The organism is Enterococcus sp. DIV1083b (assembly GCF_051713705.1).
Lineage (GTDB): Bacteria > Bacillota > Bacilli > Lactobacillales > Enterococcaceae > Enterococcus_D > Enterococcus_D casseliflavus.
Window position 1 is genome coordinate 881,165 of sequence record NZ_JBIOQJ010000001.1, and the last position, 24,327, is coordinate 905,491.

Here is a 24,327-nt window from a genome sequence, read left to right on the forward strand (position 1 = left end):
TTAAATGAGGAGCACATATGGAAAATAGTTTAATCATGATTCCTTCGCTAGAACCTGACCACAAACTGTTGGCTCTGGTGGAGAAAATTCGTTTGCATAACCAGCACCTGCCGATTTTAGTCGTGGATGATGGCAGTGGGGCTGCTTATCAGTCTGTCTTTTCGGCGTTGGCACAGCAGTTTGGCTGTCAGGTTTTGACCCATCCAAAGAATCTTGGAAAAGGCGCAGCCATCAAAACCGCCCTCACTGAAGTGCTGACAAACCAGCCAGCTGTTGAATTTATGGTGACCATTGATTCGGACGGGCAGCATGAGTATACCGATATGATGGCTTGCTTAGCTAAGGCACAAGCCCATCCCGACAGTATTATTTTAGGGACCCGATCCTTTGGCAAAGAAGTGCCCTTGCGGAGTAAGTTCGGCAACATTTTGACCCGAAATATCCTACGTTTAGCGACTGGTCTTGCCATCGAGGATTCGCAGACGGGCTTAAGGGTTTTCCCTCGGAAATTCATGACAGATTTGTTGGCGATCTCAGGTGAGCGTTTTGAATACGAAACGCGGATGCTGATCGAAGCCCAGAAACGGGGGTGGCCGATTCTCTCGCAACCGATCGCCACCATCTATATTGAAGAAAATGCCTCTTCCCATTTTCGGGTCTTGGCAGATTCCGTCGCTATCTATAGCGTCTTTTTGAAGTATTTGTTTTCATCTGTAGTCTCCTTTTTTGTCGATGTGATCGCCTATGCGTTATTGATCCATTTCTTGTCTGTCATCGATCTGTCCTCCATCGTGATCGCTTCGTTGGGTGCCCGCTTGATTTCGGCGATCGTCAATTACTACATCAATCGCGAGCTTGTTTTTGGTCAACGGACAAAGAACAGTATGCTGCAGTATTTTTTATTAGTGATCGTACAGATTTTGCTGTCCTCTTTCCTCGTCTACCTGATCTATTTGATCCTGCCGATCGGGGATTCTGTGTTGTTAAAAATAGGCGTCGATTGCCTGCTCTTTTTCTTTAGTTACCATGTGCAAAAAAATGTCATCTTTAAGGAGTGATTGAGGTGGAACAAAAACGTTTGCCTTGGGCGAAAAAAGTCGTTTACTTTCTGGCGTTTGTCTTTTCGCTGATCTATTTATCATGGCGGGGGCTGTATACATTGCCATGGCACGAGTCTTGGTTTGCCCTGCTGTTTGGTTTGCTACTTTGGGGCAGTGAGATCATATCGAACTTTACGGGCTTGCTGTTGATTTGGAACAAAAACAAAGCAAAGCCTTTTGAAAAACCGATCGTGCCAGAAGCCGACTATCCAGCGATCGATGTGTTGATTGCGACCCATAATGAAGAAGTGCCGCTTTTATTAAAAACGGTCAATGCGGCAGTTCATATGAAATACCCCGATCCCAAAAAAGTTCACATCTACTTGTCAGATGACACCAACCGTCCAGAGGTCAAAGCACTGGCAGATAAATTTGGCATCGGCTATATCGGATTGACAGGCAATCAGCATGCCAAGTCAGGCAATCTCAATCATGCATTGTCAAAAACCAATTCGCCGCTAGTGGCGACCTTTGATGCAGATATGATCCCTTACTCAGAGTTTTTGCTGGAAACAGTGCCTTATTTTGTGGCAAATCAGCAGGAACGCCGCAAAGATCAGACCATCAAACCGTTGGGCTTTGTCCAAACACCGCAAAGCTTTTACAATGCGGATCTTTTTCAGTACAATCTTTTTTTAGAAGCGGCGATCCCTAACGAGCAGGACTTCTTTTCCAGAGAAGTCAATGTTTTGAACAACGCCCATGATACAGCTATTTATACAGGATCCAATACGGTGATCGCACGAGAAGCGATCGAAGCCGCCGGCGGATTTCCGACGGACACCATCACGGAAGATTTTGAATTAGGCGCCTTGATCAATTGCCAAGGTTATCGCAGTTTATCAACACTGCAGCCCATGGCCAGCGGTCTGTCTCCCATTGATATCCCAAGTGCCTTAAAGCAGCGGATTCGCTGGGGAAGAGGAGTGGTCCAAAGTGTCCACAATCTCCATCTTTTTAAGAACAAGACGTTGTCTTTGGCGCAAAAAATGGTTTTCTTAAACAGTTATTTGTATTGGTGGTCGTTTTTACGTCGGTTGCTGTTTATTTTCGCGCCGATTTTGTACACCGTCTTTAATGTAAGGGTCGTAGAGACCAACTTTTGGGTCTTGCTGCTGTTTTGGCTGCCAAGCTATACGTTCTTGCATTTGGCGATGCAGGATTTGAGCAGTGATATTCGAACGCAGCGCTGGGGCGAGATCCAGGAAACGATTTTTGCACCTTACCTAGTGATTCCTGTCTTTTTACAAGCCATTGGCATCAAAGAGACCCGTTTCAAAGTGACCAATAAAGCAGCAACTCAGTCTAAAAAAGACTTGTTGTTTGTGGTGCCGCATTTGTTGCTGTTGATTTTGACGATTATCGGCTTAGTGAAGTTTAATTACGGCAAATTCGGCTCAGAGATTTTCTATGGCAGCGTGTTGACTTTCTGGTTGCTGACCCATTTCTTTAACTTAACCTTCGCGGTCTTATTTTATCTCGGTCGCCCGATTTACCGAACGACGGAACGGTTCAGAGCCCATTATCCTGTTGAAGTTTCCGACCAAGACGCCAGCTATTCTTTGATGACAGAAAATATCTCAGAAAACGGCTTGTCCTTCGTTTCTGACGTTCCTCTTTATTTTCCGCCAGATGCGCAGCTGACGTTTAAAATCACCCGTAATGGCTACCAAGCAGAGATGACGGGAAACGTCGTCCGCGTTTTTTCAGGCAAGGATCGCTGGGTCTATGGGGTTGCTTTACACCAATTATCAGAAAAAGACTACTTGGCTTATTTGCAGATCATTTATGATGGCTTCAATCAAAGCCTGCCAGTTCTGCGTGACCCGTGGATGACCTTCTTTGATAGTCTTTTTGAAAATCTCGGTAAGCATCTGCTGCAAGCCAAACAAAAGCCATTGCCGCCTCAGCGAGTGCCTGTCCTGTCGATTGATCAAGAATGGGTCTTTGAAGAAGGAGCCTATACGGTCACAACGTTTGGTTTTGACCAGCTCACGTTGGTAAAAACAGAAGAAGTCGAGATGCCTGCCCGTCTAACCTTGCCGATCAGTAATCTTGTGCTTCACGCTGAAAAAGCAACGCTTCAACCAACAGAAAATCAAGTGATTTATCAAGTAAGCAATCTTTCCGAGCTGCGTTTTACAGCAGCCTTTCAAGAATGGGTAGACAGCTTGCTGAGAAAGGAGGAAGATGATGATCGAGATCCTGCTGCGATTTAGTCTTTTTGGTTTATCATTAGCTGGCTATGCCTATCTTTTTGTACGAGTTTGCCATTTTCCCAAACACATCAGCTGGATCGCTGCTTGCTGTTTGCCGATCCTCGTTCTTTCCTTTGTCGCATATGGTCCAAAAGGATGGTTGATCCGGGGGGCATGGGTTTTATTTGGTCTTGGTTTACTATTATGCGTTTGGCGTTTTTGGCAGGAGCGCCATCAGGTACGTTGGGGCTTGCAAGAGCCCATCCTGCTGTGGTTTTACGGCTATTTTGCTTTGTTCGTTTTAACCTTGCTTCACAGTCATTTGACCCACTATGACAACTTCTCCCATTGGGCGACGATCGTTAAATTCCTTTATACGCAGGGACAATTGCCAACGGCAGCCGATGCCATCATCAGTTTTACTTCCTATCCTTTAGGCAGCTCGCTGTTTGTTACTTATACAGCGATCATTGTTGGCTATCATGAGAATGTCTTGCTGATTGGTCAATTGATTTTGATTTTCTGTAGTCTGTATAGTTTCTTTGCGATTATTCGTGATCCGAAAAGAAAGCTGGCTTTTGCTCTGATCTTCACCAGTATGGCGGTTTTCAATTATTTTAATATTGCGATTCGAATGAATAATTTGTTAGTGGACTTTATCCTGCCAGTGTTGACTTTAGCTGGCATCGCTGGCTTATTCGCTTTAAAAGGCAACGTACTACCGTCGATCGGTTTCTTTCTTTTGATTGGCGCCTCTCTTGATTTGGTCAAAAATAGCGCCGTCTTTTTTCTGCTGATTTTAGGCGGCTATTTACTAGTCTGCTTGTGGCAGGCATCAGTTCGTTGGCGGCAACGGCTGGGCATGATGATTGTAGGATTAGCTGCCATTGGGCTATCTGTCCTGCCGGCGATTCTTTGGAACCTGCATGTCAAAGCGAATTTTCCTAAATCGAAGCATGAAGTCAGCGTGACCGCTTATAAACAGATTTTTGGCGAAAAGGATTCTCAGATACTGCAGCAGATAACGGATGTTTTTGTCAAAACGATCACGGATGTTGCGACGATCTCCACGCAAGGGATTCTCTTGATCCAGGTCATCCTGTTGGGCAGTTGGCTATTTGTCCGATTTATCATGAAAAAACGCAATCCATTTTTCAAAGAACTGCTGTTGATCGATGGTATCATTGGTGGGTATTATTTAGGAATCTATGCCATGTTCTTGTTCTCGATGCCCACTGATGAAGCATTGTCTTTGGCAGGGTTCGATCGCTATGCCTCAAGTATCGTGATTTTAGTACTTGGATTAATGACCTTTTTCATGGTCAGAGGCATTGATCATTTGTATCATGAACAAGCGATCGATCGGCGAAACTACCGTAGTTTTGCCAGCTTGACCACGAAAAAAATCTATCAATACAGTACCTTGTTTCTGTTATTTTTTGCGACATTGCTGATCCTTTCAGAGAATAATGGCATGCGTTATACCAATCGTGAATATGCTGCTTCGATTCCAGCACAAGTTTTAGCCGTTACTGGCGATCACTTTGACCTAAACGAGAAAAAATATTTGGTGGTCAGTACTAACAAAGAAGCAGTAGATAGCTACTTAGTTGGCTATGTCGGAAAATATTACTTGTTTTCACCCAATGTCGATGGGCGAGAGAATTTCCTCTTATCCGATGCTGAATTTCGCACGCTATTAAAGCAATACGATGAAGTCGTCGTCTTAGAAGAGCACTATACCTTTAATGCCATGACGAAGAAGCTAACAGGCAAGACCTTTGCCCCAGGCGTATATTCGGTGGCGGAGGTGTTGGGGCGTTAAATGAAGATTATACACAAAAAAGCCGATCCTACTCTAGAGAGGATCGGCTTTTGTGGTGTCTGAAGGTTGATTTATACGGAATGCACATCAATAAAAGGAACGGCTGACATGCGTATAGGCCCTCAAAAGTTAAACTTTTGCGGTCGTACTTTCTACACATGACAGTAAGTGCTTTTTTAATAAGAACCAGCCCTACCGTCCATTCTCCGTCTGTCGATAATCACTAGGTGAAATGCCGACTTTTTTCTTGAATAAACGGCTGAAATAGGCGGTGTTTTCGATGCCGATCGCCAATGAGATCTCTTTGATGGAAAGCCGAGAATAGCGCAAAAGGTCTTTCGAATAAGAGATGCGTTTGCTGATCTGATACTCGATGGGGGGCAAGCCCATATATTTGGAAAACTCCTTGACGATTTGATACTTATTGATATGATACCTTTCCTCCAAAGATTCCAAGGTGATCCCTTGACGGAAATCTTCTTCTAGCTGGTCACGAATCTGCAAAATATAAGGCGGGATTTCACTATCCGAAAAGTCGAGATGATATTTTTGCAGGAGCAGTTCATTGAGCAGCTGATGGATCAAAACAGAGCTTTGGAAGGCAGTTTTCGCATTTGGTTCTGGCTGTAACATCAATAAATCTTGTAAGACCAAATGGATCGGATTTTGACGACTGCTGGCAGGATTGGTGTGAAAAACTGGACTGCCATTTTTGAGGAATTCCTCATAAAACGCTGCGACGTTGGCGCCATATAGATGGATCCAGTCCATTTCCCAGGGCTCTTGACTAACGGTGCGGTAGTACTGATAGTCTAGACAGTCGATAAAAAACACATCACCCGCTTTCAATTGATAGCTTTTTCCTTTGTAGCGCAATTCACCGCAACCGGACAATGTATATTTGATCAAATAAGAAGGCAGGTTCTCTCGTTCTGTAAAGTAAGGTTTGCTGGCTTTGAAATAGCCGATTTCTTGAATGTAATAGAAAAGTTCACGCTGCTTTTGAGTTGAAGTATTGATGTAACGCAGTGAATCAGTTGACCATGAGTGATTGGCTTTTTCCCAGTAGTCCATCGGATCCTCCTTTTTACCAAGATTGTGCAAGTCTTTATCAAAATTGTGTGATGAAACTCGTTGATTGTCAAGCTAAAATTGAGGCAACAAGAATGAAACAGTGAATTGTAATCGATTTATTTTTAAACAAGATAATGAAAGGTGGAGACCAGTGAACACATTTATCGCAATCGATATCGGTGCATCAAGCGGGCGTCTGATGCTGAGCCGTTGGGAAAATGAGCAGATCACTTTAGAAGAGATCCATCGCTTTAAAAACGGCTTTCGTCCTCATGAAGGCTTTGACCGTTGGGCGATCGATTATTTGATCCAAGAGATTTTAGTAGGACTGCAAAAAGTGAAACAAGCAGGTATCCATGACTGCTTCGTCGGAATCGACACCTGGGCAGTGGATTACTGTTTGATCGATCAAGCAGGCGAACGTTTAGGCGACCCAGTCGCTTATCGAGATAATCGCACCAATGATGCGATCGCAGCTTTTGGTCAGCGCTATTCTTTGCAAAAACTGTATGAGAAAACAGGCATTCAGCTGCAGCCCTTCAACACGATTTTTCAGTTAGCCGCAGAAGAAGCGCAACTGCTGCAAAAAGCCGACAAGCTGCTGCTGATTCCAGACTACTTGGGCTACGTTTTTACTGGCAAGATGGTCACGGAAAAAACCAATGCCTCGACGATGCAGCTTCTAAATGCCAACACCCAAACATGGGATGCAGAATTGTTAGCTGAGATCGGCGTAACAGAAGGCCTATTCCCACCATTGGTTGATGCTGGAACGGTTTTAGGCGCACTGCAAACACAGAAGTTTCCAGCCTATGATTTGCCACAAGCGACCTTTGTCACTGTCGCTAGTCATGATACGGCATCAGCGATCATCGGTACACCTGGAGAGGGGGCAGATTGGGGCTACATCAGCAGCGGGACATGGTCATTGCTGGGGATCGAAACCAAAGTACCCAATGTTTCCCTCGCCGCTTTTGATGAAAATTATACGAACGAATGGGGTGCCCACAATACGATTCGCTTTTTAAAAAACATCATGGGCATGTGGCTGATCCAAGAAGTGGCTAGGCAGCAAGACTATCAGTATTCTTATGCAGAATTGGCGGAATTAGCGCAAGCAACGCCTGCTTTTCAACAGTTTGTCGATGTCAATGATCCTCGTTTTTTGAATCCAGAAAACATGATTACTGAACTGCAAGCGTATTGTCGAGAAACCCAGCAGAAAGTTCCAGAAACCGCAGGGGAACTGGCTCGCTGTGTGTATGATAACTTAGCGCTTTGCTATGCCAGTGAATTGCAAAAGCTGGAACAGCTGACAGGTACGACGAGCAAGCTGCAAAAACTGCATATCGTGGGGGGCGGTTCCAACAATCGCTTTTTAAATCAACTGACGGCAGATGCTGCGCAGCTGACGATCGAAGCTGGCCCAAGTGAAGCAACGGCGATCGGTAATCTTTTAATGCAGATGATGAGTGCTGGCATCTTCACGTCGCTGGCTGAAGCACGCCGCGCGGTCAAACACTCATTTCCTTGCAGTGTTCATGAACCACAGCCTTTTGATCACAAGATTTTAAGCAACTATCAATGTTTTATAGAAGGAGTAGGAAAAAAATGACAACGATTCAGCAGCGTTATGAAGAAGCTAAGACAGCATATGCCAAATTAGGTGTCGACACGGATGCGGTTTTGAAAAAATTAGCCGATGTGAAAATCTCGATGCATGTTTGGCAAGGGGACGATGTCCAAGGATTTTTGAGTGATGAAGCATTATCTGGTGGGATCTCTGTAACGGGGAATTATCCTGGTGCTGCCCATACCCCAGAGGAGTTGCGCCAAGATTTAGAAAAAGCCTACTCTTTGATTCCTGGAAATCACAAATTGAACCTTCACGCCATCTATTTAGACACCGAGGAAGCAGTGGATCTAAATGAATTGGAGCCGAAGCATTTTGAAAAATGGGTCGCTTGGGCGAAAGAACAAGGCTTAGGTTTAGACTTCAATCCAACCTTTTTCTCACATCCCATGTTCAAAGATGGCTTTACCCTTGCTTCACCAGATGAAGAAGTTCGTCAGTTCTGGATCGAACACGGCAAACGTTCTCGTCAAATCGCTACCTATATGGGGAAAGAAACTGGGCAAGTCTGTGTCAATAATTTCTGGGTGCCAGATGGCTACAAAGACAATCCGATTGATCGTTTTACACCACGGGAACGCTTGATGACAGCATTAGATGAGATTTTTGCTGAAGAATTGCCAGCGGAATACACGGTAGATGCCGTGGAAAGCAAGTTGTTTGGTCTTGGTGCCGAAGCCTACACCGTCGGCTCTCATGAATTTTATATGGGCTATGGCTTGACGCGCGATAAATTGATTTGTTTGGATGCTGGACACTTCCATCCAACCGAAGTGATCTCCAATAAATTGTCTTCATTGGCACTATTCAGCAAAGGCATTTTGCTGCATGTCAGCCGTCCTGTACGCTGGGATAGTGATCATGTCGTGATCATGGACGATGAATTGCAAGAGATTGGCCGCGAATTGGTTCGCAATGACTTATTGCCAAAAACCAACATTGGGTTAGATTTCTTTGATGCGACGATCAATCGGGTCGCTGCGTGGGTGATCGGGACGCGCAATACTCAAAAAGCGTTGCTAAAAGCGATGCTGGAACCGATCGAAGAACTAAAAGCAATCGAATTGTCAGGTGATTTCACCACTCGTTTAGCCATGACGGAAGAATTAAAAGACTATCCGTATGCAGATGTTTGGAATTACTTCTGTGAAAGCCAAGGGGTACCAGCAGGTCTGGATTGGCTATCAGAAGTGAAAGCCTATGAAGAAACCGTCTTAAAAGCCAGAAAGTAGGAGAACGATGAAAAAGATTGATATTTTACAAGCGAATTTTGTACAAGAAATGATGGAAACGACAGCAAATCTTTACCGTTTAGGGTGGGATGAGCGCAACGGCGGCAATATTTCTTACTTATTAACAGAAGAAGAGATCTTGCCTTTCATCGATCCGCAAAGCGTCTTGCGGGAAATTCCGATGATTTTTGATGCCACGGCACTAGCTGGCAAGTACTTTATCGTGACAGGTTCAGGAAAATACTTTAAAAATGTAGCGGCACATCCAGCGGAAAACCTTGGTGTGATCCGAGTCAAAGAAGATGGGCAAACATTGGAATTGCTTTGGGGCTTGGAAAATGGTGCGGTGCCAACGAGTGAACTGCCAAGTCATTTTATGAGTCATATCGCTCGCTTGTCGGTCGATCCAGAAAACCGAATCATCATGCATAACCACGCATCGCATCTTTTAGCCATGAGTTTTACCCATGAGTTGGATGAACGCAGTTTCACGCGGACCTTGTGGCAAATGTGTACGGAGTGCTTGGTGGTCTTCCCAGAAGGTGTTTCCATCATTCCTTGGATGGTTCCAGGAACGAATGAAATCGGCGAAGCAACGGCTGCTAAAATGAAAGAAACCCGTTTGGTTCTTTGGCCACAACACGGCATCTATGGCGCTGGCAAAGATATGGACGAAGTCTTTGGCTTGATTGAAACGGCAGAGAAAGCTGCGGAAGTGTACACCTATGTCAAAGCGCAAGGCCCAATTTTACAAACCATTACAGATGAAAATCTGAAAAAATTGGCTGACGCTTTCAAAGTCACTCCCCGAACAGGCTATCTTGAGGTATAATCAATGGTAGAAGAATAGAAAAGGCTTTCAGTCTTTTCTATTTAAAATAAATTGTGAATAAACAAACAAATGGAGGTAGGAAGAATGGCAAATAGAATGATTTTGAATGAAACATCGTATTTTGGAAAAGGAGCGATCGAGAACGTACCTACAGAATTCAAGGCACGAGGGTTTAAAAAAGCGGCAGTGATCACCGACAAAGATTTGGTGAAATTTGAAGTTGCGACCAAAGTGACGAAATTATTGGATGAAGCAGGTGTCGATTATGCGTTATATGATGGGATCGTGCCGAACCCAACGATCCAAAATGTCAAAGACGGCTTAGCGTTTGTCAAAGAAGCTCAAGCCGATTGTATCATTGCGATTGGCGGTGGTTCACCGATCGATACGGCAAAAGCGATCGCGATCATTGCTACGAATCCTGAATTTTCCGATGTGATTAGTTTGGAAGGAGTGGCAGACACGAAACATCCATGCTTGCCGATTTTAGCGGTACCGACAACTTCTGGGACTGCAGCCGAAGTAACAATCAACTATGTGATTACAGATGAAGAAAATCATCGGAAATTTGTTTGTGTAGATCCTCACGATATTCCTCTGGTAGCCTTTGTGGACAGTGATATGATGATGGGGATGCCTAAGAGCTTGGCAGCCGCAACGGGAATGGATGCCATGACCCACGCCATCGAAGGCTTCATCACCAAAGGCGCTTGGGAAATGACTGATATGCTGCACATCAAAGCAATTGAAATCATCGGCCGCTCATTGCGAGATTCCGTGAATGGCGATCAAGCAGGACGAGAAGCGATGGCGTTAGGACAATACATTGCCGGTATGGGCTTTTCAAACGTCGGCTTGGGCTTAGTCCACGGCATGGCCCATCCATTGTCCGCTTGGTACAACATTCCTCACGGAGTAGCGTGCGCGTCCTTGTTGCCAACCATCATGAAATACAACAAAGACTTTACGGGTGAAAAATACCGTGAGATCGCGCTCGTTTTAGGCATTGAAGGGGCAGAAACGATGTCACTTGAAGACGTCCGAGATGCTGCTTGCCAAGCAATCGATCAGTTAAGCAAAGATGTGGGCATTCCAGCGACCATTTCTGAATTAGGCGTCAAAGAAGAAGATATCCCAGCCATCGCCAAAGATGCCTTGAACGATGTCTGCACACCAGGCAACCCGCGGGATACGACTTTAGAAGAGATTATTGAGCTTTATCGTTCGTTGATGTAAAAAGCTCAAATCATTCCTTTCAATGAGAGTGGTTATTTCGCTTGCTGCACAAGCCGTTTAAACCTAGATTGTTTTTTAACGGGGGTTGAAGGGTTTCGATAAACGGCGTTTTCCTTCTCGTTTTATTGGAACTAGCAGCTTTTCTTTTCTTATTCCAACAGTTGAATAAGGAACATTGATGATAACACAGATTTTGTTACAGCCATTTTGAAAAATGGCTGTTTTTTTGTCCTTAACGTTGTATTGTAATTCTTATTATCGATCGTCTTTGTCCCTTGAAGGGGACAAAGAATGATAGAACGCTTACATTTCCTGGTGCTATGATAAGTGTGTAGAAAGGAGAACGGTTACATGACTGTTATGGAACAACGAAAGAGAAAAATCATCCATATTCTTTCCAATACGAGAGAATTTGTCACAGCCGATGAACTATCCGCAGCGCTTCGACTTTCTACAAAGTCGATTTATCGCATCGTAAAAGCGATCAATGAGGATGCCACGATTGACTATGTGATTCTCTCAGAAAAAGGGAAAGGCTACCGCTTAAGTTTCCATCATCAAGAAAAGCCCCAGAGTCAGAAAGCGGAGATGCCGAATGCACTGACACCAGTGGAACGCCGTAACAAGGTGATGGAGGAGCTATTGCTTATTTCACCCAAAAGAAAGAATATTTTTTCCCTGTATCAGCCTTTTTATGTGAGTGAAACGGTCATCAACAGTGATGAGAAATTAATTTCTGAAGCTTTGCAGCGTTTTGAGCTGACGGTTTCCCGCAAAAATAAAATGATCGGGGTGAACGGTGCAGAAAAAAATATCCGTCGAGCATTGCAGGAGTATATCCAGCAAACCCGCAATATCCGCTTGGATGATCTGCATGTGACGAATGAGGCGTTCAACCGTTATGATGCGGAGTTTGTTTTGCGACAGCTGAATTTGATTGAAAATCACCTAGGCTTAGTAATTCCTCACCCATACAACATCAATCTTTTTTCTCACCTGTATATCTTATTGCGGCGGTTTCGCAAAGTAGGGAATTCGTTTAACGAGGATATTTTAGATGAGAAAGAGAAACAGCAAATGCAAGAAAACCCAGAGTTAGCCACCATCGCCAAAGAGATCATTGGCAATAGCGAACAGTACTTGCATACGAAATTACCAGAAAACGAAAGCTATTATATGTATCAGTACCTCGTCTCCTCACGGATGCAAAAGGCCACGGATGAATTAGAGGATCTGTCAGAACAAGTAAAACTGATTTCCAATGCATTTATAGAAAAAATGAGCACCCAGCTGCAGCGCTCATTTGAAGACGAGGAGTTATTCGGTAAATTGGCTCGCCATATCAAACCAATGATCAATCGATTGCGACATGGGATTGAAGTCAAAAACAATCTTTTGGAGCAAATCAAATTAGAATACACAGATTTGTTTTTTGCTACCGAAGAGACTGCAAGAGAAATCTGCCAAGTGTACGATTTGCCAGCGCTCACAGAAGATGAAATCGGCTTTGTCACCCTTTACTTTGCTCAAGCGATCGAAGAACATCCTCAACAACTCAAGGTTATGATCGTCTGTACTACGGGAATCGGGACCTCCGAATTATTAAAAGTAAAAGTGCATAAGAAATTTCGTGAGTTGGCAATCACCGCTGTCCTACCTTCTCGTGATGTGGAAGCGGCTTTAAAGCAACACCCGGATACGGAGATGATCATCTCAACCGTTCAATTAACGATCGAGAGTCCGATTCCGGTCGTGATCGTGAGCGCCATGCTGACGATGGAAGACCAAAAACGCCTTGAAGTGATGATTGGGAGGGTGAGAAATGACTAAATTCCCTTTGTCCCTTACTTTAGTTTCAACAAAAGCAGGAGAGACGAAAGTCGATGTTTTAAGGAAGATTGCAGCTGTTAGCCAAACAATCGGGCTGACGGAGAGCAAAACCCTGCTATTTGAAGCACTGCAAGCCCGAGAAGCGAGCGGCAATACGATGATTGCTGAAGATTTTGCGCTACCACACATTGAAAGTGATGTGGTGAAAAAAAGCGGAATCGTCCTAGTCAGAGGTGAAAAAGTCCTTTGGCAGGGAACGCTGCAAGCAAAAACGATTTTTGCGATCCTGATGAAGACTGACGAAACAACCGCGGTGAAACAAGCAGTCATCCGCTTAATGAAATGTTTCGCCTATGAAGAAAATCTGCAATTCATTGCAGAAAAATCAAAAGAAGAAATCGAAGCCTTCCTTCTCAACCAACGCGGCTGATAGGAATGAATGATCAATTCAGTAAGGCAAGAGGTACTCAACTAGAGGAGGAAAACGAATGGATATTTCAACAGTGATTGATCCAAAAATAATCAAAACCAACATGGAGGCAGCTTCTAAAGAAGAAGCTCTGCAGCAATTGAGTCAGCTTTTATATACCAATGAGTACTTGACGGACCAGGCAGCATTTTTAAAAGATGTCTATGAGCGGGAAGCAGTTGGTCAAACAGGGATTGGTAATTACATTGCCATTCCTCATGGAAAAAGTGCTCATGTGAAGGAGATCGGCGTAGCAATCGGGGTTTTAAAAGAAGAGATCCCTTGGGAAACGTTGGATGGCAAGGGAGTGAAAGGAATTATCTTATTCGCCGTCGGTGATGACACGGAAGGGGCGCAAAAGCATTTGAAACTACTCTCTTTGTTCGCTCGGAAATTAGGAAATGACGAGGTGACGGCTGCCTTGTTGAAAGCAAAAGAGCCGCAGCAAGTGATTGAAGCATTTCAAGGATAACAGAAAATTTAAGGAGGAATTATTTATGAAAATCGTCGGAGTATGTGCATGTACAGTAGGGATCGCTCACACTTATATTGCTCAAGAAAAGTTAGAAAATGCGGCTAAAAAGGCAGGTTACGAGATCCATGTGGAAACACAAGGAACGATCGGTCGTGAAAATGAATTGTCACCTGAAGCGATTGCGGCTGCAGATGTCGTGATTTTAGCAGTTGACGTCAAAGTAGCAGGACGTGAACGATTTGAAGGGAAACGGATCATTCAAGTGCCGACCGAAGTTGCCATCAAGTCCCCAAGCAAATTGTTGGAAAAAGCCAAAGAGGTCGTCCAACAGCAGGCGGTCTAAGAAAACCGAAGGAGGAAGGAAACTATGGAAAAAATCAAAGCATTGAATTTAAAAGGACACTTGTTGACAGCCATCTCCTATTTGATTCCGATTGTCTGCGGTGCCGGATTCTTGATTGCCATTGGCATGGCTTTCGGCGGCACCAGCCAGGGACAACTAGTGCCAGGTGAATTTACGATTTGGGATGCTTTAGCTACGATGGGAGGCGCAGGACTCGGGTTGCTTCCAGTGGTCATTGCGACAGGAATTTCTTATGCGATTGCCGAAAAACCGGGGATCGCGCCAGGGTTTATTATTGGTTTGACAGCCAATGCCATTGGTGCAGGTTTTATTGGGGGAATTTTGGGCGGCTACTTAGCTGGATATCTAGTAATTGCTATTTTACGATTTATTAAAGTACCAAATTGGGCGAAAGGCTTGATGCCGACATTGATCATTCCCTTTTTGACCTCTTTGATCGGTGGTCTGATCATGGTCTATATTATCGGTACACCGATCACTGCCTTTACGAACTTACTGACGAACGCATTAAATAGCTTAGGCTCCTCTTCATTATTGGTTTTTGGTGCCGTCATCGGCTTGTTGAGCGGCGTTGATTATGGTGGACCAATCAATAAAACGGTCTTTGCTTTTGTTCTGACGATGCAGGCAGAAGGGATCAATGGACCGATCACTGCACTGCAATTAGTCAATACTGCAACACCGATCGGCTTTGGTTTAGCATTCTTTATTGCAAAACTTTTCGGCAAAAACATCTATACGCCTGTAGAAGTGGAAACGTTAAAGTCTGCCGTACCAATGGGTGTGATCAATATCGTTGAAGGGGTGATCCCAATCGTTATGAACGATATCGTCCGAGGGCTGATCGCAACAGCTATTGGCGGCGCTGCTGGCGGAGCTGTTTCAATGGTCTTAGGGGCAGATGCAACGGTACCGTTTGGTGGTGTGCTGATGCTGCCGACCATGACTCGTCCGTGGGCTGGGGCAGTAGCTTTGCTGGTAAATATAGTAGTGACTGGGATCACCTTGGCTTTGATTAAGAAAAATGTCACTGAAGAACAAGTAGCCGCACAAGCAGAAGTGGAAGAAGAAGAAATCGATTTAGATGATATTCAAATTTTCTAAAAAAGCGATTCAATTGAAAGAAGAGTCGTTCCTCTCAGTACAAGACTGATTGAGGAGAAAGGATAAGTCTATGAACAAAGTTGAATTTTCACCGTCATTGATGACGATGGATCTAGATAAATTTAAAGAACAAATCACTTTTTTGAATGACCAAGTTGACTCCTATCATATTGATATTATGGATGGTCATTACGTACCCAATATTTCCCTATCCCCATGGTTTATTCAAGAGGTCCGCAAAATCAGTACGTTGCCTCTGTCCGCTCATTTGATGGTCACTGAACCTGCTTTTTGGGTGCAGCAGCTGATCGATATCAACTGTGAATGGATCTGTATGCACGCTGAGGTTTTGGATGGATTAGCATTTCGTCTGATCGATCAAATCCATGATGCTGGATTAAAAGCCGGGATCGTTTTAAATCCTGAAACGCCAGTATCGGTCATTTTGCCTTATATCGATCTTTTGGATAAAGTCACGATCATGACAGTTGATCCAGGGTTTGCTGGCCAACGCTTTATTGAAGGGGCGTTAGATAAAATTGTTGAACTGCGGGAATTACGGGAAGAATACGACTATCACTATGTCATTGAAATGGACGGTTCCTCCAATCGGAAATCCTTCAAACGGATCGATGAAGCCAATCCAGACATCTATATTGTCGGACGCAGTGGATTGTTTGGTTTAGATGACGACATTGCCAAAGCATGGTCGATCATGGTCGCAGATTATCAAGAAATGACTGGAAAAGTTTTGAGCAGCTGAGCAAAGCCGAAAGCAAAAGAATCGGACGACCAAAGTTAGGACTGTTAAAAAGAGGAGCATTCGTTGCCTATTAGCCAGTAAACTTTGGACGTCCGGTTCTTTTCTATTGTGAAAAGGCAGTGAATAGAAACATGCTGGCTGAAGAAAGTGAAGGAGGCAATTTAATTGAAAAAACTATTTGATAAAATCGATCAATTAGGAGTGAACACCCTTCGTACATTAAGTATCGAAGCCGTACAAAAAGCCAATTCAGGACATCCAGGATTACCGATGGGGGCAGCACCCATGGCCTATGCCTTGTGGACGAAACACTTGAAAGTCAATCCAACGACTTCTCGCAACTGGGTGGATCGTGACCGCTTTGTTTTGTCTGCTGGACACGGTTCGGCGTTATTGTACAGCTTGTTGCACGTGTCTGGTTACGATGTGACCATTGAGGATCTAAAAAACTTCCGTCAATGGGATAGCCGCACGCCAGGACATCCAGAAGTCGATCACACAGACGGCGTGGAAGCAACCACTGGACCTTTAGGACAAGGGATTGCCATGGCAGTCGGTATGGCAATGGCTGAAGCCCACTTGGCTGCAACCTACAATCGCGACAAGTATCAAGTCATTGATCACTATACCTACGCTCTATGTGGCGATGGGGACTTGATGGAAGGTGTTTCGCAAGAAGCTGCATCCATGGCTGGTCACATGAAATTAGACAAACTGATCGTCTTGTACGATTCAAATGACATCTCCCTAGATGGCCCAACTTCAAAAGCCTTTACAGAAAATGTCGGTGCGCGTTTTGAAGCGTATGGCTGGCAACACATTCTCGTTGAAGACGGCAATGATTTAGAAGCGATCTCGAAAGCGATCGACGAAGCAAAAGCTGAAAGCGACAAACCAACCTTGATCGAAATCAAGACTGTGATCGGATACGGTGCGCCAAATCAAGGCACCTCTGCCGTTCATGGTGCGCCGATCGGTGCCGAAGGCATTTCTGCAGCCAAAGCGATTTATGGTTGGGAATACCCAGAATTTACCGTACCTGAAGAAGTTGCCGCGCGCTTCAAAGAAACCATGATCGATGAAGGGCAAAAAGCTGAAGCAGCTTGGAACGAAACCTTCCGTGCCTATGAAGCAGCCTACCCAGAACTTGCGGCGCAATTCAAACAAGCCTTTGCGGGTGAATTGCCAGCAGATTGGGATGCAGCATTACCAAGCTACGAAGTTGGCAGCTCACAAGCTAGTCGGGTATCTAGCAAAGAGATGATCCAAGCCTTATCCAAAGCCGTCCCTAGTCTCTGGGGTGGATCGGCTGACCTTTCTGGATCCAACAACACGATGGTGGCAGCAGAAAAAGACTTTGAACCTGGCCAATACGAAGGCCGCAACATTTGGTTTGGTGTCCGAGAATTTGCGATGGCAGCAGCGATGAACGGCATTCAATTGCATGGCGGGACGCGAATCTATGGCGGGACCTTCTTCGTCTTCGTTGATTACTTGCGTCCAGCGGTGCGCTTGTCTGCGATCCAGCATGCACCTGTGATCTATGTCTTGACGCATGACTCCGTGGCGGTGGGAGAAGATGGACCGACGCATGAGCCAATCGAGCAATTAGCCAGCGTCCGTTGCATGCCAAATGTCCAAGTGATTCGTCCAGCAGACGGCAATGAAACCCGTGCTGCCTGGAAATTGGCTATGACAACAACGGATAAACCAACGGTCTTAGTCTTAAGCCGACAAAATCTACCAGTGATCGAAGGCACGCAAACCGGTGCGGATGAAAATGTCGCAAAAGGTGGCTACGTGATTTCAAAACAAGCTGGTGAAACACCAGCGGGGATTTTGATCGCCACAGGTTCTGAAGTGAATCTTGCGGTCCAAGCACAAGCTAAATTGGCAGAAGAAGGCATCGATGTATCGGTGGTCTCCTTACCAAGCTTTGATCTGTTTGAAGCACAAAGCTCAGAATACAAAGAAAGCGTCTTGCCAAAAGCAGTGAAGAAACGGGTAGCGATCGAAGCGGCTTCCCCATTTGGTTGGGAACGTTACACCGGTTGCCATGGAAAAGTGATCGCGATCGATCATTTCGGTGCATCCGCACCTGGTGACAAAGTCTTAGCGGAATTCGGCTTCAGTGTTGAGAATGTCGTGAATACTTTCAACTCACTATAATCAAAAAACAGGCGGTCTTTAAAGGGGAACACTCCTTTGAAGATCGCCTGTTTTTATTTATTAAGGAAACGCGGATAAGTTTACGCTCATTGTTTCTCTATTATTAAAAGGAGCCATGAAATCACCTCTCGATAGCACTCATCAGCGATCGCATTTGGTGTCCGATCAAAGTCATGCTGATCTAAGTCGAGCCAAAGTGTTTTGGCATGGGGGACTTGTGCAGCGAAAGCTTCGGATGCACTGAAGGGAACATCTGGATCTTTTTTGCAATGAACGACAAAGCAAGGAGGAAAGTCTTGGTAAGCGGCAGCAGGGATCGCCAAGGCTGCTAGCTGTTCCCGATTCCCTAAATAACGCTGCCAGTTGCCATATTGACGGGCGGAAAGGTACAAAGGGAATCGTTTTTCTAACGTGCCGTGGGTGATGGGTTGGCTTTCGATCATGGCTTCAGCGGCGAGTGGTGGGACTTTCGGAAATTGTGTGTAAAAGCGTGCCGGCTGCAAAAATTCTTTACAAAACAACTCTTGGTAACCGTAAAATCGGATCAAACCCTTTTGCTCCGAGTGCTTTGTGCGTGCGGTCAGTAAGGTCGCTAAAAAACCGCCGGCGGAGCGACCGAACAAAACGTACTCATTTGTACCAACGCCGCTGAACTGCCAGCCTTCGGCCAAAAACCACTCCACTGCCTTTTTTGCATGAAGGTAGATATCGTGTAGCGCTACTTCGGGAGCCAGTGGATAATCGAACAGGTAAAGGCTAACACCGGCAGCCAGCAATTGGTGGACATAATCCTGTGGGAGGTCTTCCCGCTGACCATAGAGGAAGCCACCACCATGAAAATACAAAAGGCTGATCCGAGGCTGCGCTGCTTTTAGGATCGTCACTTCTAACGGCAAAGTGCCATAGGTGTCAAATTGGATTTTTTCTGTTTGCGCAAAGGCATTTTTAGGATAAACCATTGTTTTCTTCCTTTCTCTTCTTCGATAGTATAAGGAAGAGTATAGGAGAAGGAAGCGGTTTAAAAAACAGCGTTATGACTAAAAATAGAAACGGTTTTGTCGAAAGTGAACAATGATGTCCTTCAGTAACACGCTTACAATAACCGTATAAATCAAAGGAGGCAGAACAATGGAGTTGAAAAAAGAAGTAGCGGCAATGATCGATGCACTATCTCAGATTGGGAGTGATCCAACTGGAGGAATGACTAGACTGCTTTATACCGATTCATGGAAAGAAGCGCAATCATTTGTAGAAAAACAATTAAAAGAAACTGGCTTAACGACGTCCTATGATGCAGTCGGCAATCTCTTCGGCAGAATGGAAGGCAGCCAGTATCCAGAAGAAACGATTCTTTCAGGGTCACATATCGATACAGTCGTCAACGGTGGCACATTAGACGGTCAATACGGGGTCGTTGCTGCTGCTTTAGCGATCAAGTATTTAAAAGAGACCTATGGGCAACCTTTACGCTCCTTGGAAGTCATCTCAATGGCAGAAGAAGAAGGCAGTCGTTTTCCAACCGTTTTTTGGGGAAGTAAAAACTTTGTCGGAGAGGCCAAAAAATCCGATGTTGAAGCGATCGCAGATTTTGAAGGCAATCGCTTCGTGGCAGAGATGCAACGCCAAGGCTTTGATTTTCGCGACCCACAAGAACCGGTTCGATCAGACATCAAAGCCTTCGTGGAAATCCATATCGAACAAGGCAGTGTTTTAGAAAAAGAAAATTTGCAGATCGGTGTCGTCAATAGTATCGCTGGTCAAAAGCGCTACACCTTTGTTTTAAAAGGACAAGCCAATCATGCAGGAACCACACCGATGGGCTATCGCCAAGATGCTGTGTATGGTTTTGCCAAAATGTGTGCCGCAGTGATCGACCGTGGCTTAGAGCTTGGGGATCCATTAGTAGTGACGTTCGGTAAAGTTGAGCCAAAACCGAATACGGTCAACGTGGTTCCTGGTGAAGTGTTGTTTACGATGGATTGTCGCCATACCGATGGACAGCTATTGGATGCCTTTACTGCTGAAGCAGAACAGATCATTCAAGCGATCGCCAAAGAGCACGACCTGACAGTGGAGATGGATCTATGGATGGATGAACGCCCTGTGCCGATGGACGAGACGATCGTTGCCACGGTGGAACAAGCGGTGAAGCAAACTGGCAAACGCTACAAAGTCATGCATAGTGGGGCGGGGCATGATTCCCAAATCATTGCACCACATTTTCCAACTGCGATGCTGTTTGTACCAAGTATTGATGGGATTAGCCACAACCCAGCCGAAGCAACGACTATCGAAGATTTAGTAGCTGGGGTTGAAGTTTTAGCAGCTTCCCTTTACGAGCTAGCATACAAAGAATAGAAAGCAGGGACACACATGGGATATAAAAATAATAATACGGGCTATTTAGATGGATTGCTGCAATCACGAGCAGTCATTAGAAAAAATAATTTTGCGATCTTGCCGCATGATGGGCTAGTGAATAATGTCATTCCAGGCTTCGAAAACTGTGAATGTTCGATACTCGGCACACCAAAATTAGGGGCGTCTTTTGTCGATTACATCATTTCATTCAAAAAAGATGGCGCCAACCAATTGGGCTTCGGTGGTCCAGAGATCGAGAGTTTCTTGTATGTCATCTCGGGCAAACTGGAAGTAAGTGATGGCAAAGAAACCCATACATTGACGGACGGAGGCTATATCTATCTGCCTGCTGGAGAAAAACTGTATATGAAAAATCTCCAAGAAGAAGCGACAGAAGTGTTCTTGTATAAGAAACGTTACCAACCACTTGAAAATCACCAAGCCTACAAAGTAGTGGGGAATCTTTCAGAGTTGACACCGATCCAATACGAAGGGATGGCAGACGTCCTACTTTGGGATTTCTTGCCAAAAGAGCTGGGCTTTGACATGAATATCCATATCCTTTCCTTTGAACCAGGGGCAAGTCATGGCTACATTGAGACCCACTACCAAGAACATGGAGCGTACTTACTGTCAGGTAAAGGGATGTATAACTTAGATAATGAGTGGTTCCCAGTGGAAAAAGGCGACTACATTTTCATGAGTGCCTATGTACAGCAAGCGGCCTATGGTGTTGGTCGTGACGAACCATTGACCTATATTTATTCCAAAGATTGCAACCGCGATCCGGAAATTTAAAGGAGTTTAGAAGATGGAAGAAACGGTTATTGTACAGTCACAAGAGTTACAGCAATTGATCCAAAACAAATTAGCGGCTGCTGGTTTGTCTGAAGAGCACGCAGCCATCGTTGCAGAGCATTTGGTCTTTGCCGATGCCAGCGGGATCCACTCTCACGGGGCTGTGCGGGTAGACTATTACGCAGAGCGGATCGCTAAAGGTGGGATGAATCGCACCCCGCAGATCTCGTTTGAAGAGACTGGACCGAGCAGCGGGATCGTTCACGGGCAAAATGGCGCAGGGCAGGTCGTCGTATTAGAAGCGACAAAGCATGCCATTGAGATGGCCAAACGTTCTGGGATCGCGGCGGTTGGTGTGCGGAAAACGAGTCATAGTGGGGCACTATCCTATTATGTCAAAAAAGCCGCAGAAGCTGACTTGATTGCATTATCTATGTGCCAATCGGATTCAATGGTGGTTCCTTTTGGCGGCAAAGAAAATTATTTTGGTACCAATCCGATTGCCTTTGCGGCACCGCGAAAGCATGGTGCGCCGGTGGTTTTTGATATGGCAACGACGGTCCAAGCGTGGGGCAAAATTTTAGATGCTCGTTCCAAAGATAAAGAGATTCCAGCAACATGGGCCGTTGATGCCCATGGCAAGCCAACGACAAATCCGCATCATGTTCATGGGTTATTGCCAATCTCAGGACCAAAAGGCTTTGGGTTGATGATGATGGTGGATATCTTGTCTGGAATGCTCCTTGGGCTGCCTTTTGGCAAGCATGTTTCCTCTATGTACAACGATCTGACGAAAGGCCGCGACTTAGGGCAATTTATTTTGCTGATCGATCCGCAACGCTTTACAGATTTAGAGACATTTAAAGAGTCAGTCGAAACGATGATCGAAGAGCTACACGCCATACCGGCTGCTGAACAGTTCCAGCAAGTCTATTATCCAGGCGAGATCAATCAACTAACCTATGAAAAATATATGGCAGAAGGCATTCCTATCGAAAAGAACATTTATCGCTATCTCATTAGTGACACGGTTCATTTTGACCAGTATTCTGGGTCAGATGCCTTTGCACAGACAGGAACAGGAAAGTGAGGAGACCCATGTTACACACTATTATTCAAAAAAACAATTACCAAGATTCCATTGTTTTAATGCTTTTGACCAATCGTTTACTGACGATCGAAGGGATCAACAACGCTTCGGTCATGATGGGTACACCTGCCAATAAGGATATCTTCAAGACGGGTGGTCTTTATACCGAGGAGATGAGCAATGCGACATCCAACGATATGGTGCTCGTGTTAGACATTGAAGAGGAAGAAATCATCGAAACAGTCCTGTCAGAAATCGATGCCTTCTTATCGGACCAAAGCAATAGCGCAGGAGAAGAAACCCAAAGCGTCAAAACTTGGGAAAAAGCCTTAGATCTTGGAAAAGATGCGAAGGTCGCTGTCTTATCGATTCCTGGTACTATGGCAGCACCAGAAATTGAAACCGCATTAGCAGCAGGCAAACATGTTTTTTGTTTCAGTGATAATGTTTCGTTGGAAGAGGAAGTTCGACTAAAGAAAATGGCTCATGAACAAGGACTTCTTTTAATGGGACCAGATTGTGGCACAGGGATTCTCAATGGGATACCAGTAGCCTTCACGAATGCCGTTCGTAAAGGGAAAATCGGTGTTGTCGGCGCTTCGGGTACGGGCATCCAAGAAGTCACCACCATCATTCATAAATTGGGTGCCGGTGTGACACAAGCCATCGGAACCGGTGGACGAGATCTCAAAGAAGAAGTCGGTGGGATCACCATGAAAGACAGCATTCTTGCCTTGGAACACGATCCTGATACGGAGGTGATCGTGGTGATCTCCAAGCCACCTGCACCACGTGTCCGCGATGAAGTGTTGGCATTATTAAGAAGAGGAACAAAACCTGCAGTCACGATTTTTCTTGGGGAAGAACCAACGGATCACGAAGAAAATCTTTACCGAGCCTACACGCTGGAAGAAGCGGCACAATTAGCCGTGCAGCTGCTACGTCAAGAACAGATTGGATTAGAGCCAGTAAAAGAGGAAACGGCAGCTGCCGCTTTTGGACCTGAACAGCAAAAAATCAAAGCTTATTATTCTGGCGGAACATTGGCGTACGAAGCAGCGATGCTGGTCAAAGCAGGATTAAATCTAGAACAAGAAGATGCCCATCAAGAAGGGTACATCTTAAAAGCAGCTGGCCATGAGATCATCGATTTAGGTGATGACATCTATACGCAAGGCAAGCCCCATCCGATGATCGACCCAACAAAGCGGATCGAACTGTTGAAACAAGCGGGAGAAGATCCTGAGACGGCAGTGATCTTGTTAGATATCGTTTTAGGGTACGGCTCTCATCAAGATATGGCGAGTGAATTGGCACCGACCATCAAATCGTTGAAGGAAGCAGCGCAAGCAGCTGGCCGGGAGTTAGCGGTGATCGCTACGATCGTCGGAACTGATTTAGACCCCCAAGACAGCAACGAGCAAGCAGAGATTTTAACCGCAGCTGGCGTGATTTTGTGTCAAAGCAATGCCCAAGCAGTCAAACAAGCTTTAGCAATGCTCGGTCACCCGTTTTCCCCAATTAGTCGTAAGCTGTTGCCAAAAGCAGTGACAACTGCCGATACGTTGCCAGAGCCATCTGAAAAGAGCCGCGAATTGTTAGCGAATGACGCGTTCATCAATGTAGGATTGCGTAGCTTTGCGGAAGCGATCCAGGCGCATCACGGTCAAGTCGTTCAATATGACTGGCAGCCAATTGCTGGTGGAAACGTAACGTTACAAAAAGCCTTACGTTTCTTAGCACAAGTGTCACTATCAGAGTAGGAGGAAGTTAT

Annotated in this window: 20 protein-coding genes; 18 read left to right on the top strand and 2 right to left on the bottom strand. The window is 45.2% G+C overall.

The annotated features are described in order from the left end of the window. The first annotated feature begins 17 nt into the window (after positions 1-17). From IGI69_RS04140 to IGI69_RS04150, 3 genes are read left to right on the top strand one after another with little or no spacing between them, the layout of a single operon-like run. A complete protein-coding gene (locus IGI69_RS04140) occupies positions 18-1,058 on the top strand; it encodes a bifunctional glycosyltransferase family 2/GtrA family protein (RefSeq protein WP_074536517.1) in 1,041 nt (346 codons plus the stop codon). Further along, positions 1,055-3,319: a glycosyltransferase family 2 protein gene (locus IGI69_RS04145; RefSeq protein ID WP_438739794.1), complete on the top strand. Its 2,265-nt coding sequence runs from the start codon at positions 1,055-1,057 to the stop codon at positions 3,317-3,319. The genes IGI69_RS04140 and IGI69_RS04145 overlap by 4 nt, the downstream gene beginning before the upstream one ends. Next, positions 3,294-5,123, top strand: coding sequence for a lantibiotic ABC transporter permease (locus IGI69_RS04150; RefSeq protein ID WP_438739796.1), 1,830 nt, complete (start codon positions 3,294-3,296; stop codon positions 5,121-5,123). Before IGI69_RS04145 ends, IGI69_RS04150 begins: the two co-directional genes overlap by 26 nt. 192 nt (positions 5,124-5,315) lie before the next feature. Here the strand turns inward: IGI69_RS04150 and IGI69_RS04155 are convergent, their stop codons facing one another. After that, the gene (locus tag IGI69_RS04155) at positions 5,316-6,197 is read right to left on the bottom strand and encodes an AraC family transcriptional regulator (RefSeq protein WP_005225353.1); all 882 of its coding nucleotides are present in this window, start codon (positions 6,195-6,197) and stop codon (positions 5,316-5,318) included. Positions 6,198-6,396: 199 nt separating this feature from the next. Between IGI69_RS04155 and rhaB the strand changes: the two genes are divergently transcribed. From rhaB to tkt, 11 genes are all read left to right on the top strand, one after another. Beyond that, a complete protein-coding gene (rhaB, locus tag IGI69_RS04160; protein ID WP_438741494.1) occupies positions 6,397-7,812 on the top strand; it encodes a rhamnulokinase in 1,416 nt (471 codons plus the stop codon). Further along, positions 7,809-9,062, top strand: coding sequence for an L-rhamnose isomerase (gene rhaA, locus IGI69_RS04165; protein WP_270267240.1), 1,254 nt, complete (start codon positions 7,809-7,811; stop codon positions 9,060-9,062). Before rhaB ends, rhaA begins: the two co-directional genes overlap by 4 nt. Positions 9,063-9,069: 7 nt before the next feature. Further along, the gene (gene rhaD / locus IGI69_RS04170; protein WP_216697758.1) at positions 9,070-9,894 is read left to right on the top strand and encodes a rhamnulose-1-phosphate aldolase; all 825 of its coding nucleotides are present in this window, start codon (positions 9,070-9,072) and stop codon (positions 9,892-9,894) included. An 84-nt stretch (positions 9,895-9,978) separates the two neighbouring features. Then, positions 9,979-11,130 (top strand): lactaldehyde reductase, encoded by a 1,152-nt coding sequence (fucO, locus tag IGI69_RS04175; RefSeq protein WP_270267243.1) that lies wholly within the window; start codon positions 9,979-9,981, stop codon positions 11,128-11,130. Positions 11,131-11,481: 351 nt separating this feature from the next. Beyond that, positions 11,482-12,960 (top strand): BglG family transcription antiterminator, encoded by a 1,479-nt coding sequence (locus IGI69_RS04180; RefSeq protein WP_270267244.1) that lies wholly within the window; start codon positions 11,482-11,484, stop codon positions 12,958-12,960. Beyond that, entirely contained in the window at positions 12,953-13,390 is a 438-nt protein-coding gene (locus IGI69_RS04185; RefSeq protein ID WP_074536501.1) for a PTS sugar transporter subunit IIA, read from the top strand. The genes IGI69_RS04180 and IGI69_RS04185 overlap by 8 nt, the downstream gene beginning before the upstream one ends. A gap of 58 nt (positions 13,391-13,448) precedes the next feature. Further along, positions 13,449-13,901: a PTS sugar transporter subunit IIA gene (locus IGI69_RS04190; RefSeq protein ID WP_074536500.1), complete on the top strand. Its 453-nt coding sequence runs from the start codon at positions 13,449-13,451 to the stop codon at positions 13,899-13,901. 25 nt (positions 13,902-13,926) lie between these two features. Next, the gene (locus IGI69_RS04195; protein WP_008380953.1) at positions 13,927-14,247 is read left to right on the top strand and encodes a PTS fructose transporter subunit IIB; all 321 of its coding nucleotides are present in this window, start codon (positions 13,927-13,929) and stop codon (positions 14,245-14,247) included. Positions 14,248-14,271: 24 nt separating this feature from the next. Continuing rightward, on the top strand, positions 14,272-15,372 hold the full coding sequence (locus IGI69_RS04200; protein ID WP_005234436.1) for a PTS fructose transporter subunit IIC: 1,101 nt from the start codon (positions 14,272-14,274) through the stop codon (positions 15,370-15,372). Positions 15,373-15,442: 70 nt separating this feature from the next. Continuing rightward, positions 15,443-16,135, top strand: coding sequence for a D-allulose 6-phosphate 3-epimerase (alsE, locus tag IGI69_RS04205; RefSeq protein WP_086294769.1), 693 nt, complete (start codon positions 15,443-15,445; stop codon positions 16,133-16,135). Positions 16,136-16,300: 165 nt separating this feature from the next. Beyond that, a complete protein-coding gene (tkt, locus tag IGI69_RS04210) occupies positions 16,301-18,304 on the top strand; it encodes a transketolase (RefSeq protein ID WP_218212877.1) in 2,004 nt (667 codons plus the stop codon). Between the two features lie 86 nt (positions 18,305-18,390). On the opposite strand, the gene IGI69_RS04215 is transcribed toward tkt, so the two are convergent. Continuing rightward, on the bottom strand, positions 18,391-19,263 hold the full coding sequence (locus IGI69_RS04215; protein ID WP_270266202.1) for an alpha/beta hydrolase: 873 nt from the start codon (positions 19,261-19,263) through the stop codon (positions 18,391-18,393). Positions 19,264-19,432: 169 nt separating this feature from the next. On the opposite strand from IGI69_RS04215, the gene allC reads away from it, so the two are divergent. From allC to fdrA, 4 genes are read left to right on the top strand one after another with little or no spacing between them, the layout of a single operon-like run. Continuing rightward, positions 19,433-20,662, top strand: a complete 1,230-nt coding sequence (gene allC / locus IGI69_RS04220) for an allantoate deiminase (RefSeq protein ID WP_270266204.1) — start codon at positions 19,433-19,435, stop codon at positions 20,660-20,662. A gap of 15 nt (positions 20,663-20,677) precedes the next feature. Beyond that, positions 20,678-21,463 (top strand): (S)-ureidoglycine aminohydrolase, encoded by a 786-nt coding sequence (gene allE / locus IGI69_RS04225; RefSeq protein WP_005225360.1) that lies wholly within the window; start codon positions 20,678-20,680, stop codon positions 21,461-21,463. A 13-nt stretch (positions 21,464-21,476) separates the two neighbouring features. Next, the gene (allD, locus tag IGI69_RS04230) at positions 21,477-22,553 is read left to right on the top strand and encodes an ureidoglycolate dehydrogenase (protein ID WP_438739802.1); all 1,077 of its coding nucleotides are present in this window, start codon (positions 21,477-21,479) and stop codon (positions 22,551-22,553) included. A gap of 8 nt (positions 22,554-22,561) precedes the next feature. Next, positions 22,562-24,316: an acyl-CoA synthetase FdrA gene (fdrA, locus tag IGI69_RS04235; protein WP_270266211.1), complete on the top strand. Its 1,755-nt coding sequence runs from the start codon at positions 22,562-22,564 to the stop codon at positions 24,314-24,316. The last annotated feature ends 11 nt before the right edge of the window (positions 24,317-24,327 follow it).

Coding starts and splice junctions, on each gene's coding strand:
- IGI69_RS04140 (WP_074536517.1), top strand. CDS start 18: ATGGAAAATAGTTTAATCATGATTCCTTCGCTAGAACCTGACCACAAA.
- IGI69_RS04150 (WP_438739796.1), top strand. CDS start 3,294: ATGATCGAGATCCTGCTGCGATTTAGTCTTTTTGGTTTATCATTAGCT.
- IGI69_RS04155 (WP_005225353.1), bottom strand. CDS start 6,197: ATGGACTACTGGGAAAAAGCCAATCACTCATGGTCAACTGATTCACTG.
- rhaB (WP_438741494.1), top strand. CDS start 6,397: ATGCTGAGCCGTTGGGAAAATGAGCAGATCACTTTAGAAGAGATCCAT.
- rhaA (WP_270267240.1), top strand. CDS start 7,809: ATGACAACGATTCAGCAGCGTTATGAAGAAGCTAAGACAGCATATGCC.
- rhaD (WP_216697758.1), top strand. CDS start 9,070: ATGAAAAAGATTGATATTTTACAAGCGAATTTTGTACAAGAAATGATG.
- fucO (WP_270267243.1), top strand. CDS start 9,979: ATGGCAAATAGAATGATTTTGAATGAAACATCGTATTTTGGAAAAGGA.
- IGI69_RS04180 (WP_270267244.1), top strand. CDS start 11,482: ATGACTGTTATGGAACAACGAAAGAGAAAAATCATCCATATTCTTTCC.
- IGI69_RS04185 (WP_074536501.1), top strand. CDS start 12,953: ATGACTAAATTCCCTTTGTCCCTTACTTTAGTTTCAACAAAAGCAGGA.
- IGI69_RS04190 (WP_074536500.1), top strand. CDS start 13,449: ATGGATATTTCAACAGTGATTGATCCAAAAATAATCAAAACCAACATG.
- IGI69_RS04195 (WP_008380953.1), top strand. CDS start 13,927: ATGAAAATCGTCGGAGTATGTGCATGTACAGTAGGGATCGCTCACACT.
- IGI69_RS04200 (WP_005234436.1), top strand. CDS start 14,272: ATGGAAAAAATCAAAGCATTGAATTTAAAAGGACACTTGTTGACAGCC.
- alsE (WP_086294769.1), top strand. CDS start 15,443: ATGAACAAAGTTGAATTTTCACCGTCATTGATGACGATGGATCTAGAT.
- IGI69_RS04215 (WP_270266202.1), bottom strand. CDS start 19,263: ATGGTTTATCCTAAAAATGCCTTTGCGCAAACAGAAAAAATCCAATTT.
- allC (WP_270266204.1), top strand. CDS start 19,433: ATGGAGTTGAAAAAAGAAGTAGCGGCAATGATCGATGCACTATCTCAG.
- allE (WP_005225360.1), top strand. CDS start 20,678: ATGGGATATAAAAATAATAATACGGGCTATTTAGATGGATTGCTGCAA.
- allD (WP_438739802.1), top strand. CDS start 21,477: ATGGAAGAAACGGTTATTGTACAGTCACAAGAGTTACAGCAATTGATC.
- fdrA (WP_270266211.1), top strand. CDS start 22,562: ATGTTACACACTATTATTCAAAAAAACAATTACCAAGATTCCATTGTT.